General features: G+C 54.4%; 14 protein-coding genes. 1 reads left to right on the top strand and 13 read right to left on the bottom strand.

Going from position 1 to position 12,613, the window contains the following annotated elements; all coding sequences use genetic code 11:
* Positions 1-11: 11 nt before the first annotated feature.
* The 5 genes from Q3Y58_RS03025 to Q3Y58_RS03005 form a co-directional block, all read right to left on the bottom strand.
* Positions 12-320 carry an integration host factor subunit alpha gene (locus Q3Y58_RS03025; RefSeq protein WP_274216498.1) on the bottom strand — a complete coding sequence of 103 codons (309 nt, stop codon included), beginning with the start codon at positions 318-320 and terminating at the stop codon, positions 12-14.
* Positions 321-456: 136 nt separating this feature from the next.
* Positions 457-1,434, bottom strand: a complete 978-nt coding sequence (locus tag Q3Y58_RS03020; protein WP_319620956.1) for a beta-ketoacyl-ACP synthase III — start codon at positions 1,432-1,434, stop codon at positions 457-459.
* 2 nt (positions 1,435-1,436) lie between these two features.
* Positions 1,437-2,495, bottom strand: coding sequence for a phosphate acyltransferase PlsX (gene plsX / locus Q3Y58_RS03015; RefSeq protein WP_274216496.1), 1,059 nt, complete (start codon positions 2,493-2,495; stop codon positions 1,437-1,439).
* 155 nt (positions 2,496-2,650) lie between these two features.
* Complete coding sequence (locus Q3Y58_RS03010; protein WP_319620953.1) at positions 2,651-3,223, bottom strand: YceD family protein; 573 nt, start codon at positions 3,221-3,223, stop codon at positions 2,651-2,653.
* Between the two features lie 3 nt (positions 3,224-3,226).
* Positions 3,227-3,775 carry a ubiquinol-cytochrome C chaperone family protein gene (locus Q3Y58_RS03005; RefSeq protein ID WP_274216494.1) on the bottom strand — a complete coding sequence of 183 codons (549 nt, stop codon included), beginning with the start codon at positions 3,773-3,775 and terminating at the stop codon, positions 3,227-3,229.
* A 125-nt stretch (positions 3,776-3,900) separates the two neighbouring features.
* Between Q3Y58_RS03005 and Q3Y58_RS03000 the strand changes: the two genes are divergently transcribed.
* On the top strand, positions 3,901-4,338 hold the full coding sequence (locus Q3Y58_RS03000; RefSeq protein ID WP_319620951.1) for an outer membrane protein assembly factor BamE: 438 nt from the start codon (positions 3,901-3,903) through the stop codon (positions 4,336-4,338).
* 233 nt (positions 4,339-4,571) lie between these two features.
* Here Q3Y58_RS03000 and Q3Y58_RS02995 read toward each other — a convergent pair whose 3' ends face one another.
* From Q3Y58_RS02995 to nrdR, 8 genes are all read right to left on the bottom strand, one after another.
* Positions 4,572-6,701 (bottom strand): sodium-translocating pyrophosphatase, encoded by a 2,130-nt coding sequence (locus tag Q3Y58_RS02995; protein WP_274216492.1) that lies wholly within the window; start codon positions 6,699-6,701, stop codon positions 4,572-4,574.
* 184 nt (positions 6,702-6,885) lie between these two features.
* Positions 6,886-8,112, bottom strand: coding sequence for an MFS transporter (locus Q3Y58_RS02990; protein WP_319620950.1), 1,227 nt, complete (start codon positions 8,110-8,112; stop codon positions 6,886-6,888).
* A gap of 86 nt (positions 8,113-8,198) precedes the next feature.
* Entirely contained in the window at positions 8,199-9,206 is a 1,008-nt protein-coding gene (thiL, locus tag Q3Y58_RS02985) for a thiamine-phosphate kinase (RefSeq protein WP_319620949.1), read from the bottom strand.
* 4 nt (positions 9,207-9,210) lie between these two features.
* On the bottom strand, positions 9,211-9,720 hold the full coding sequence (gene nusB, locus Q3Y58_RS02980) for a transcription antitermination factor NusB (RefSeq protein WP_274216489.1): 510 nt from the start codon (positions 9,718-9,720) through the stop codon (positions 9,211-9,213).
* Between the two features lie 10 nt (positions 9,721-9,730).
* Entirely contained in the window at positions 9,731-10,180 is a 450-nt protein-coding gene (gene ribH / locus Q3Y58_RS02975) for a 6,7-dimethyl-8-ribityllumazine synthase (RefSeq protein ID WP_274216488.1), read from the bottom strand.
* A 99-nt stretch (positions 10,181-10,279) separates the two neighbouring features.
* Complete coding sequence (locus Q3Y58_RS02970; RefSeq protein ID WP_274216487.1) at positions 10,280-10,885, bottom strand: riboflavin synthase; 606 nt, start codon at positions 10,883-10,885, stop codon at positions 10,280-10,282.
* A gap of 13 nt (positions 10,886-10,898) precedes the next feature.
* On the bottom strand, positions 10,899-12,056 hold the full coding sequence (gene ribD, locus Q3Y58_RS02965) for a bifunctional diaminohydroxyphosphoribosylaminopyrimidine deaminase/5-amino-6-(5-phosphoribosylamino)uracil reductase RibD (protein WP_319620948.1): 1,158 nt from the start codon (positions 12,054-12,056) through the stop codon (positions 10,899-10,901).
* Positions 12,057-12,098: 42 nt separating this feature from the next.
* A complete protein-coding gene (gene nrdR, locus Q3Y58_RS02960) occupies positions 12,099-12,584 on the bottom strand; it encodes a transcriptional regulator NrdR (protein ID WP_274216485.1) in 486 nt (161 codons plus the stop codon).
* Positions 12,585-12,613: the final 29 nt, after the last annotated feature.

The raw sequence follows: 12,613 nt of genomic DNA, 5'->3' as shown, positions 1-12,613 counted from the left end.
CCAAGATGCGCTTACTCGCCCTCGACAAGCGCATCGTTGATCCGCTGCTTGAGAACGTTGCTTGGCTTGAAGACCATAACGCGGCGCGGAGAGATCGGAACTTCTTCACCCGTCTTCGGGTTTCTGCCAATACGCTCCCCTTTGGAGCGAACCACGAAAGAACCAAACGAAGAGAGTTTTACGGAATCGCCCTTTTCGAGGCTGGTCGAAATCTCAGAGAGCACCTTTTCGACTAGCTCAGCGGACTCAGTCCGAGATAAACCAACTTTCTGGTAAACAGCTTCACACAGATCAGCACGGGTTACCGTATGACCAGCCATAGTACCCTCCTTCGCCACACAGGTCCTTGGGGAATATAGATAGTTCTCAAGGGGATACGGTATTGTCTTCCCTCGCGTTGGTCAACAGCTTATGCGAAGGGAAGCGCCCCCAGAGTGAGTTCTGGGGGCAATATGTTTACCAGCGTAGAAGAACCGCGCCCCAAGTGAAGCCACCACCCATGGCTTCAAGCATAATCAGGTCGCCCTTCTTCACCTTTCCAGCCTGCACGATAGAATCAAGCGCAAGCGGAATGGTCGCCGCGGATGTGTTGGCGTGCTCGCCAACGGTGATTACAACCTTCTCCGGTGCGATGCCCAGCTTTTTGGCAGACGCATCGATGATGCGCTTGTTCGCCTGGTGCGGAACAAACCAATTCAGGTCATCAGCTGTCAGGCCGGTTGCTTCAAAAGCATCCTCGATCACATCCGTCACCATGCCCACGGCATGTTTGAAGACTTCACGGCCTTCCATGCGCAGGTGCCCGGTGGTCTGTGTAGATGAAGGCCCGCCGTCCACGTAAAGCTTTTCTTTATGGCGCCCATCCGAGCGCAGCTTGCAAGTCAGTACACCGCTCTCGTTCACATCCACTGCGCCTTCTTGAGCGTCGAGCACAATTGCGCCTGCTCCATCACCGAACAGAACGCAAGTGGTGCGGTCTTCCCAGTCCAGAAGACGAGAGAATGTTTCAGAACCGATCACAAGCGCACGCTTGGCAAGGCCGCCACGCAAGTAAGCATCAGCAGTCGTTACGGCGTACACGAATCCAGAACACACCGCCTGAACGTCAAACGCCATGCCGTGGGTAATGCCAAGACCGGCCTGAACAGTTACTGCGGATGCTGGAAATGTATTGTCTGGCGTGGATGTGGCCAGAATGATCAGATCAATGGAAGCGGCATCAACGCCAGCGTTTTCAAGCGCGCGCTGCGCAGCCTTGATGGCCATGTGAGAGGTAAACTCTCCTTCGGCAGCCACGTGACGCTGGTGGATTCCCGTGCGCTGAACGATCCACTCGTCGGAGGTGTCGACCATCTCGGCGAGATCGGCGTTGCGAAGAACTTTTTCCGGCAGATAGCTGCCGCAGCCCAGAACTACAGAGCGAATAGCGTTCACGGTTAACCTTCCAGTCCGTCATCGACAGCAGTAATCTTGCCTCGATGGTAGTCCCCGATGTCTTCGGAGATCTTCTTTATGAGTTCATTTTTAGCCATGTCATAGGCAAGCTCGACGGCAGAAGCAAACCCTTCCCCGTCGGTTCCCCCATGACTCTTGATGACGATGCCGTTCAAACCAAGGAATACCCCGCCGTTCATTTTGCGCGGATCCATCTTCGCACGCAAACGATCAAACGCACCCTTGGCGAACAAGTAGCCGATTTTTGCGAATATGGTTCTGGACATGGCAGATTTGAGATAGCCCGCCAGCTGTTTGGCCGTGCCTTCTGCCGTCTTCAGAGCAATATTGCCCGCAAACCCTTCGGTGACGACAACATCGGCAGTTCCCTTGCCGATATCATCCCCTTCCACAAATCCGATATACTTGAGGTTCGGCGGAGAAAGATCGCGCAGCATACGCCCTGCGGTCTTCACTTCCTCAACACCCTTCACCTCTTCAACGCCAATATTGAGAAGACCAACAGTTGGCTTGTTGATGCCTTGAATGGTGCGCGCCATGGCGCCGCCCAAAATGGCAAAATCGATCAGCTGCTGTGCATCCGCCCCGACTGTGGCCCCAACATCCAAAACGATGGACTCGCCACGCATGGTCGGCCAGATCGCCGCAATTGCCGGACGCTCGATGTCCGACATGGTGCGCAGGCAGAACTTGGACATAGCCATCAAGGCGCCCGTATTGCCCGCGGAGACCGCCACATCCGCTTCACCGGATTTCACGGCAGCAATGGCCTTCCACATGGATGACTTGCCGCGCCCCTTGCGAAGGGCCTGGCTGGGTTTTTCATCCATCTCGATGGCCACTTCACTGTGGTGAACGGTGGATGCTTCCTTCAATCGCGGATAGGTCTCAAGCATGGGCTCGATGACCGCGCTATCGCCGAACAGCAAGAATTCAATATCGGGGCAGCGCTCCAAAACGATGGCTGCTCCCGGAATGACCGTGTCAGGGCCGTCGTCGCCCCCCATGGCGTCAATTGAAATTCTGATCTTTTCAGACATATGCTGTTGTAAATCCCGTTACATGATAGGCAATTGCTGCACCGAAAATGGCCTTGAAGACATGTTGTGCGATTGGGTTACTGGAGCAGCGCGCGGGCGCAAGATACCCTTTTCGCCGTCTCGCGCAACCTCTCTTTAAAGCACCTCAGCCCGTTTCAGTCCTTCAAATCCTTCTTGAGCGCTTCAAGAGCAGCAAAAGGAGAAGGCTCTTTTTCATCTTCCAACTCATCTTCCGGGCTTGGGGCGTAAGCTTCATCAACATGCACACCCTCCGCCCGAGGGTAAAGATCAAGCCCCAGAGCAAATTGCTCACAAACAATGGCACCAAGGTCCAATTGGCGACCGGAAAAAGTCTCAGGCGGATCTTCAGCATCGAAGTCAACCTCGATTTCCAGATCCTCATCCTCAGTCTTGCGCCGCTTCGACCCATCGTCTTCAGGCAAGAAGGTCCGCTCGAAGCTTTCATCGACCTCGCCAGAAACCGGCTGCAAAGACACAACACAGGCCTGAACAGTCTTGGCTACGACAGTTCCCCGAACTGCGACACCGTTCTTGCGCCACCGCCGAACTTCCAACTCAGCCTTGAACTTCGGCAGCTCGAGTAGTTGGTAAGCTTCCAAAAACGCGTTTCTTGTGGCGTCATCCAATTCCAGCACCAAAGAAACCGGTTTATCCCCCAGTTTTGGAAGATCGAATGGATAAGTCCAAGGATAAGGTGCAATGCTCATGATCTACTGCTTCTTTCCGGCGAGCGTGTCGGGCGCGGCGAAAGCAACGCGTCCCTTTCGGATCTCGTCCTCTGATAATTCGCCCAGAACATCTAAGGAGTGCTGCATGTAGTCTACTAGACGATCTGCTGCAATAACCTCTTGGGCTCCACCATAGATATTTTTGAGCAAGGACTGAGCCAGAATACTGCGGTTTCCACTGGAAAGCCCTTCAGCATAGGAGGAGGAACGGCCATAAAACGACTCGGTCATGGCTCTTATGCGACGACGCACGCCCTCATCGCCAATCCCCATTTCACGCATGCTTTGATCCATATCTTGGAAAAAAAGATCAAACACTCCCTGTGAGAAGTCTTGGGCCTCTTTCCCTTGGTTGCGTAATCGGTGAAAAACGAGGAAGGCATGTAAAACGATCATCTCGAAGCGCCCTTCAACAGTATCGGGCACCTGAAGATCTGTATAAAAGTAGGGTTGGCGCGCTTGTGCCACGATTTGCTCGTAAACACTGCGAATTGACGAATCGTCGCGGCGCCTAAAAATGCCAAAGATCATGGGACCTCTTTTGCGATCCGGAGTTGCTTTGTTGCGTGCCACGCGTTAGGCACAAAAACAAGGAAAATTTAATGCGCTTGCGAACGGGGGCACACCAAGGTTTGCAAGCTAACGGGATGTTTGGAATGTTTGCATTTGTTCGCCGTACGGCACTCCTTGCTTGCTTGGCCATGCCGCTTGGGGGCTGCTTCACCACTACCTTGAACCACGGCCAGGTGATTTCCCCGGACGCCCTTTCAGAGATTCAGGTTGGCTCCAGTCGTGAGCAGGTTGAGCTGCTGCTCGGCTCCCCGTCCACAACGTCCAATCTCAACGGCGACGCCTACTACTACATTTCCCAGACCACAGAGACCACAGCGTTTTTGGCACCTGAAGTTGTCGACCAACGCGTCGTCGCAGTCTACTTTGATGACGATGGCTTCGTTCGCGACATTGGTAACTTCGGTATGGAAGATGGTCGGGTCATCGACTACCTGAACCGCAAGACACGCACCGGCGGTGCTGACTACGGCTTCCTCACACAGATCCTGCGCGGCGCTCAGAACCCAACATTGGGCCTCTGATACGCCTCAGCATGCCGAGAAGACAAAAATCCTGGTGGCAGTATGTGCCACTAGGATTTTTTTTGCCCTCAAAAGCGGGCCGACAATGCCTGCCCTTATTCACCGGGGAGCCTCTCAAGGGTCGCTGCCCTGCTGCAGCTATCCAACGGACGTAATGTTGTTGCTCAGCCCAAAAAGAAAGGCGGCCCTTGGACCGCCTTTCTAACTCTATGGTTCTTTTTGAAACGCGCCGATTAGTGCGCCAGAACAGCCAACAGCAGCAGAGCCACAATATTGGTGATCTTGATCATCGGGTTCACAGCTGGACCTGCTGTATCCTTGTAGGGATCGCCAACAGTATCACCGGTGACCGCCGCCTTGTGCGCTTCAGACCCTTTACCGCCGTAGTTGCCATCCTCGATGTACTTCTTGGCATTGTCCCATGCGCCGCCACCAGCGGTCATGGACAGAGCCACGAACAAGCCGGTAACGATCACACCTAGCAGCATTGCGCCAAGTGCAGCAAAGCCATTGGCCTTGCCTGCAATCGCGTAGATCAAGAAGTAGCATACGATTGGAGACAGAACAGGCAGCAGAGATGGAACAATCATCTCGCGGATTGCGGCACGGGTCAGCATGTCCACCGCACGGCCATAATCAGGACGCTCTTCGCCCTTCATGATGCCCGGCTTTTCCTTGAACTGACGACGAACTTCCGCCACAACCGCACTCGCTGCACGGCCCACAGCGGTCATTGCAATACCGCCAAACAGGAATGGCAGCAGACCACCAAAGAACAAGCCGACGACCACGTACGGGTTGGACAAGGAGAAGTCGAGCGTCTGAGGTGTGATGCCTTCGAAGTAAGGGAAGCTATCGCTGTTTGCTGCAAAGAACTTCAGGTCCTCCGTATAGGCTGCAAACAGAACAAGCGCACCCAAGCCCGCTGAACCGATTGCATAGCCCTTGGTCACGGCCTTTGTGGTGTTACCTACAGCGTCCAAGGCATCAGTGGTGTCGCGAACTTCAGCAGGAAGTTCAGCCATTTCGGCAATACCGCCTGCGTTATCGGTCACTGGGCCGAATGCATCGAGCGCAACAACCATACCAGCAAGCGCAAGCATGGTGGTAACCGCAATGGCGATGCCGAACAGGCCAGCAAGCTGATAGGTCACGATGATGCCGGCGATGATCACGATGGCTGGCAGAGCCGTTGCTTCCATCGAGATGGCAAGCCCCTGGATCACGTTGGTCCCGTGACCGGTTTCAGAAGCCCTTGCAATGGACTTAACAGGACGGAAGCCAGTGCCGGTGTAATACTCGGTGATCCAGATGATCAAGCCGGTTACGATAAGACCAGAAACGCCACACAGGAACAATGACATCGGTGTGAACTGGATGCCGTTTGGCAGAGCCAGAACGGTGTCCATACCGCCGAACACCCACATGGTCACCGGATAAAGAACGATCAACGAGATCACTGCCGTTGCAATGAAGCCCTTGTAGAGCGCGCCCATGATGGAGTTTGACTGGCCCAGCTTCACGAAGAAGGTACCGGCGATCGAAGCAACAGCACAAACACCGCAAATCACCAGCGGATACAGCATGGCTGCCTCAAGCATCTCTGAGCCTGCGAAATAGATCGCCGCCAGAACCATGGTCGCAACCAGTGTCACCGCATAGGTTTCGAACAAATCGGCTGCCATACCAGCACAGTCGCCGACATTGTCACCCACATTGTCCGCGATGGTGGCAGGGTTACGGGGATCATCCTCCGGGATACCCGCTTCAACCTTACCTACGAGGTCACCGCCAACGTCGGCACCCTTGGTGAAGATACCGCCACCAAGACGCGCGAAGATAGAGATCAGCGACGCACCAAAACCGAGCGCAACCAACGCATCGATCACTGCACGGGAAGTGCCCTCAAAGCCCATCACTTCCGTCAGGATCAGATAGTAAACAGCCACACCCAACAGCGCCAGACCGGCAACGAACATGCCGGTGATCGCACCAGAGCGGAATGCGATGGAAAGACCCGCAGCAAGGCTCTGGCTAGCGGCCTGCGCGGTCCGCACGTTCGCGCGAACAGAGACCAACATACCAATAAAGCCAGCGGCAGCGGAGAGAACTGCGCCGATCGCAAAACCGATCGCCACAGGAATTGACAGCAGAAAAGCGACAATTATGAAAATTACGACGCCCACAAGCGCAATGGTGGTGTACTGACGTGTCAGATAGGCCTGCGCGCCTTCCTGAATCGCACCAGCAATCTCCTGCATGCGCGCATTACCTGTATCAGCTGCCATCACGCTCTGGATCGCCCAGATGCCGTAGACGACAGATAGCACGCCGCATACGATTGTAACTAGAAGTTCAGCCATTTACCCTCCCCTAGGGTTAGATTGCTACTTTAATAGTGTGTATTTCAGCAAATCAAGTACCGTTTTCCCTACAGAGTTATGCGTAGTAAGACGGTATATGGCAGGCACTATCCGTCAATAACGTTTTATGGGGTAGTCCTAGGTAACACGTATGTTGACAGCACGTACACCTACAACGGTTTGCTCAGGCTATACTTTCAGTTTTGCGTCTAAGACCAAGCCAGATCAAAGAAACAAGGCACACTGCAATAAACGGAAACACCATAGTGTTCACGGTTTCCCAGCCAAATGAATGCAAGAGCTTCCCGGATGAGAATGAAGAAATTGCGACAAGACCAAATACTAAAAAGTCATTGAACGCCTGAACCATGTTGCGCTCTTCATCCCGATATGTCTGCGTAAGCAATGTAGTAGCGCCAACGAAAGAAAAATTCCATCCAAGGCCAAGTAAAACCAGAGAGCTCCAAAAGATCCAGAGCTCCAATCCAGTCAGCGCAACCATGGAACACAAAAGATAGAGGCCGAATCCAACTCCCATTATTTTCAGGGCACCAAATCTGGTGATCAGATTCCCTGTAATGAAGGACGGACCGAACATGGCTACAACGTGCCATTGTATGCCGAGCGCTGCATCCGTTTCTGTAAGGCCGCAGGCGATCATTGCAAGTGGCGCAGACGTCATCACCAAGCTCATGATCGCATAGCTGATCATTCCGCAGAGCACGGCAACCACAAATCTTGGCTGCTTCATGATGTACGAGAGCGGCCTACCCTGCTTGTGGCCAACCGAGTTGCGCTTTGGCGGCAATGGAACCCTGACATTCACTACAACAAAAAACGCAATGAGGCTCAAAACCGCCTGCGCCAAGTAAGTGCCGACAAACAGAAAGGGCTCAAACAAATCTTTGGTCCAAATGACCGTTTGTGGTCCGATCACTCCGGCGAGGATGCCTCCGGCAAGTACCAGGGAAATCGCTTTAGGCTTAAAGCCATCGCTCGCTGTGTCAGCAGCGGCAAAGCGGAATTGCTGGACAAATGCTGCCACCAACCCTGTGCCGAGCGTTGAGAAGCACAGGAGATAAAAGTGCCCATAGTAGGCTGCAAGTGCAGCAATCAGGGAAAACACAAAGCCCAACAGCATGGAAAAGGAAAAGCCGACTCGCCGCCCAAAGTGGCGCATGATTAGCCCAGCGGGTAAGGTGCCGAGCGCCGTTCCCAGCACGAACGCAGTTACAGGAAGTGTGGCGAGAGATTTGTCCGCATCCAAAAGGCTCGCACCCAGAATAGACGTCGTTGCAAAAACAATCGTCGCGGATGAACCACCCAAGGCCTGCGCCACAGAAAGCAAAAGCGCGTTGCGACGGGCCAAAGTATCGTCGATGGTGCCCGCAGACTCAGTGGTTGTCGTCATCCAGTTCTCTCCTCTACGGAAGAGAACACTACCCCTAAACGAGGAACCAACAACCCTCTTATTGGGAAAACTAAGTAGACTTCAGGCTAAACGTGCCGATAACCGCTCACGCCATGGAGGTCCAAAACGCCCTCAGAACTGAGGAACTGAACACGAGGTTCATGGGGTTCGGGCGAAACAAATCTACCAATTCGCGTCACGGGCACACCAGCTTTTCTCACAGCGCGTTCAAAGCCTTCTGCGTGATCAGGAGCGACGGCACAAAGCAGCTCATAATCATCACCGCCAGTGATCACCGTCTTAATGTCAGAAGGTTTGGCTGCAACCCAGTTGCCAGCCGCGCGTGACAATGGAAGCTGGTCCAACTCAACGTGCGCCCATAGGTCTGCCGCCTTGCACATGTGCTCAAGATCAGCAGCAAGCCCATCCGACACATCCATGGAGGCAGACGCAAACTGCCTAACAGCATCTGCAGCAACCACACGCGGTTGTGGCAACAGATACCGGTTCAGCAGAAAATCCGCATCGTCCTCGGAAAGCCCAATCTGCCCTGCACGCTCTGCACTCAGTCGCAACTGAAGGCCGAGAGCAGCATCTCCAACGGTCCCGGTAAGATAAATATAGTCGCCTTCAGAGGCGGATGTTCGACGTACCGTGCTTCCACGGGGGAGTTCCCCAAAGAAGGTTACAGAAAGCACCATTCGCCCCCCTGTCTTGATGGTATCTCCACCAAGCAAGGTGATTCCATAGGTCCTCTGGTCCTCCCCCAAGCCTTTGCAAAACTCGGCAATCCAGTGCTCATCGACATCTGAGGCAAGCCCGAGTCCAAGCGCGTACGCTGTGGGGCGTGCTCCCTTGGATGCAATATCCGACAGGTTTACCCGCAGCGCCTTTGCTGCAATTGCAGCGGGAGGATCTTCAGGGAAAAAATGGACGCCAGAGGCCAACATGTCTTTGCTGACAACAATGTCGTGGCCATCTTGAGGGGTATAGACCGCGGCGTCGTCCTTGAGGCCCGCGGCCCCTACGCCATCAGCAAGTGGAGCGAAATAGCGCTCGATCAGCTCAAATTCGCCAAGCCTTCGCTCCACCATAAACCTACGCGCTCTTTGAAGCGTCGTCGAACTCTTCAGGACGCAGCTCGCGAGCCAGACGGTTCATGATGCCGTTTACAAGACGTGTCTCATCCTGCTCGAAGAACGCCTTACATACATCAATGTATTCATTGATGATTACACGTGCAGGCACATCTTTCTTGCGATAAAGCTCAGCAGCCCCCACGCGCAGGATCGCGCGCAGCGTCGCATCGATGCGGCGAAGCGGCCAATCATCAGACAGTGCCTGATGGATGCGTGGATCGATCACACGTTGATCATCGATCACGGCCATCACGAGATCACGGAACCATGCCGGATCCGCATCACGGTACTGGTCGCCATCCATTTCCTTGCCAAGGCGAAATGCTTCAAACTCGCCCAGCACGTCATTCATCTGCGCGCCGCCAACTTCCATCTGATAGAGGGCCTGAACGGCTGCGAGGCGCGCTGCGCCTCGCTTGTTCGCTGGACGAACTTCAATTTCGTTTTTGTTATTGTCGTCGGTAGTCATAGACCTAATTTCAAACTCCGAAGTGGTCGCGCACACCAATCATCGCGAGGCACGCTTCTGCTGCACCACCACCCTTATTCTTCTTGTCTGCGCTCGCACGAGCCCAAGCCTGTTCCTGATTCTCAACTGTCTGAATGCCGTTGCCGACAGCCACCGCTGCATCAATGGTCAGTTCCATGATGGCGCGGGCAGACTCATTGCTCACAATGTCATAGTGCGTGGTCTCACCACGGATCACGCAGCCGAGCAGCACGAAACCGTCGTAGTCCGCATCCCCGTTTTCCATGGCCGCTAGCGCCATGGACAGCGCAGATGGGATCTCCAGTACGCCAGGCACTGCCAAACGAGAGATTTTCGCGCCAGCACGCTCCAGAACCTCTTCGGCTCCATCGTAAAGTGCATCCGCTAGCTCTTCATAAAACCGGGCCTCAATAACGAGGATATGTGGAATGACACTCATGACGGTGCTCTCTCTACTAGACTTGTGAAACTTGTGGTCAGGAACCACGTCTCGGGTAGTTTGTCCAGACAATTTGATGCCGCAGATGCGGCATTCAAATCACGCTGTGAATTCTGCGAGCCGCGCTACATAACGCGACATCATATCAACCTCAAGATTTACTTTGTCGCCCACCTTTCGATCGCCCCAGGTGGTCACTGACAGAGTATGAGGGATAAGGAATACCGAGAATGTGTTACCATCCGCTTCATTCACTGTAAGCGAAGTTCCATCAAGGCATACCGACCCCTTTTTGGGGATGAATTTTGCGAATTCCTCAGCGCATTCGAACTTAAGATACACACTGTCAGGATGTTCAGTGCGCTCAATGATGGTCGCGGTACCGTCTACATGCCCAAGGACCAAGTGCCCGCCCAACTCATCGCCCATGGCAAGAGAGCGCTCCAAGTTGATGTTATCGCCAGCTTTCCAGCCTGCAACAGTGGTTAGCTGCAGGGTTTCCGTAGCCGATTCCACTTCAAACCAGGTTTTGCCGTCCTCAACACCCTTGGCAATCACTGTATGACACACACCACCACACGCGATGGATGCGCCAATAGCGATGCCATTGGCCTCGTATGAACAAGCGATACGGGACTTAAGCCCCGCAGGAACCTTTTCCACGGATGTGATCTTGCCAAGATCGGTAACAATGCCAGTGAACACTTATGTGATCTCCTTACTTCGCACGGTAGTGCAGCACGGCGTCCCCACCGCTATACCGCTCAAGTTTGCGGTCAAACCGTCCAGTTTTGTCCAGAGCCTCCACGCCCTCGTCCAGGAACGGCAAAATTCCGGTCCCAGAGACAACGCTCTGCCCTTTGAAGATGATGGCCTCGTCAATGACTTTCTCATCGAGCATCGCGCGAGCAATGTGGGCACCCCCTTCGACAAGAACTTGAGACAGACCCCGCATGTAGAGAGCTGAGAGCACCGTATCAAGGCACACGTGGCCATTACGTACACAGTCGTTATTGATGACGGTCACACCAAGGCGTTCGAGCGCACTCACACGAGCATCCGATGCATTCTCGCCGGTCAAAACCCAGAGCGGCACCTCACGGCATGACTTGACCAACTTGGAATCGAGCGGCAAACGCGCTTGGCTGTCCAGGACGATGCGCACCGGAGACTGCCCGATCATTCCGGGCAATCTGCAAGTCAGCTCCGGGTCGTCTTCAAGAACCGTCCCGATGCCAATCAGGATGCCATCAAATCGGGCACGCAAACCATGCACCAGGCGTTTGCTCAGCGCACTGCTGATGGCAAGCTGCCCTTCCCCTGTCTGACCGATGTAGCCATTGGCAGAAATTGCCATCTTCAGCATCAAGTGCGGACGGCCTTTTTCCACGCGCGACAAATGGCCCTGCACTGCTTCACGGCATTCTTTTTCCAGAACGCCTGAGGTCACCGCAATGCCATTTTCCTGCAGGATGCCATGTCCCTTGCCACCTACCAATGGATTAGGATCGGCAATACCATATACAACGCGGGAGATACCGGCCTTTACGAGGGCAAGAGCACAGGGCCCGGTACGCCCCTGATGCGCGCAAGGTTCAAGTGTGACGTAGGCTGTAGCGCCACGCGCCGCGTCTCCAGCCTGTTCCAGCGCCACAACTTCAGCATGGGGACCGCCCGGGGGCATGGTCGCGCCCCGCCCCACAACTACGGGCCCAAAAGGTCCCTGCCTTACGATAACCGCGCCAACAGGCGGGTTGGGCCAGGTGCGTCCTTGCGCGCGCCGACCATATGCCACCGCAGCAGCCATAAACTGCTCATCCAATGCGCGGGTCATAGGTCCGTCGGCGATCTCGCGCTCAACAGCTGTATCCGGCAAAGCTGGTACCTCATACGATTACAGAGTAACGACTAGGTACACTTAATCTCTTCTAGGCATAAGTAAAGGGTCTGACTCTGCATCGCTCAATTCATCAAGAAGAGCTTCAAAGTCCTTGGCCTCGCGGAAGTTCTTGTAGACCGACGCAAACCGCACATATGCGATATCATCCAGCGCCTTGAGGCCTTCCATGACGAGATGGCCGATATCCTCGGCCATCACATCGCTTTCTCCTGAGCTTTCCAGCTGGCGAACAAGGCCGCTCACCATGCGCTCGATCCGTTCTGGCTCCACCGGGCGTTTGCGCGTTGCGATGAGCACCGAACGCATCAACTTCTCCCGGTCGAAAGGCACACGACGTCCATTGCGCTTGATCACTGTCAGCTCACGCAGCTGCACGCGCTCAAACGTTGTAAAACGCCCGCCACATGTCTGACAAACACGGCGCCGGCGAATGGCAGTATTATCCTCGGTCGGCCGAGAATCCTTTACCTGCGTATCTTCGCCACCACAATATGGACAACGCATATGCGTGTGCCTCCCCTAAATACCAGTCT

It is taken from the genome of Nesiotobacter zosterae, from assembly GCF_033843645.1.
Taxonomy (GTDB): Bacteria; Pseudomonadota; Alphaproteobacteria; order Rhizobiales; family Stappiaceae; genus Pseudovibrio; species Pseudovibrio zosterae.
Note: the sequence above shows the minus strand (reverse complement) of the source record. Positions and strands in the feature narration are given on the sequence as shown.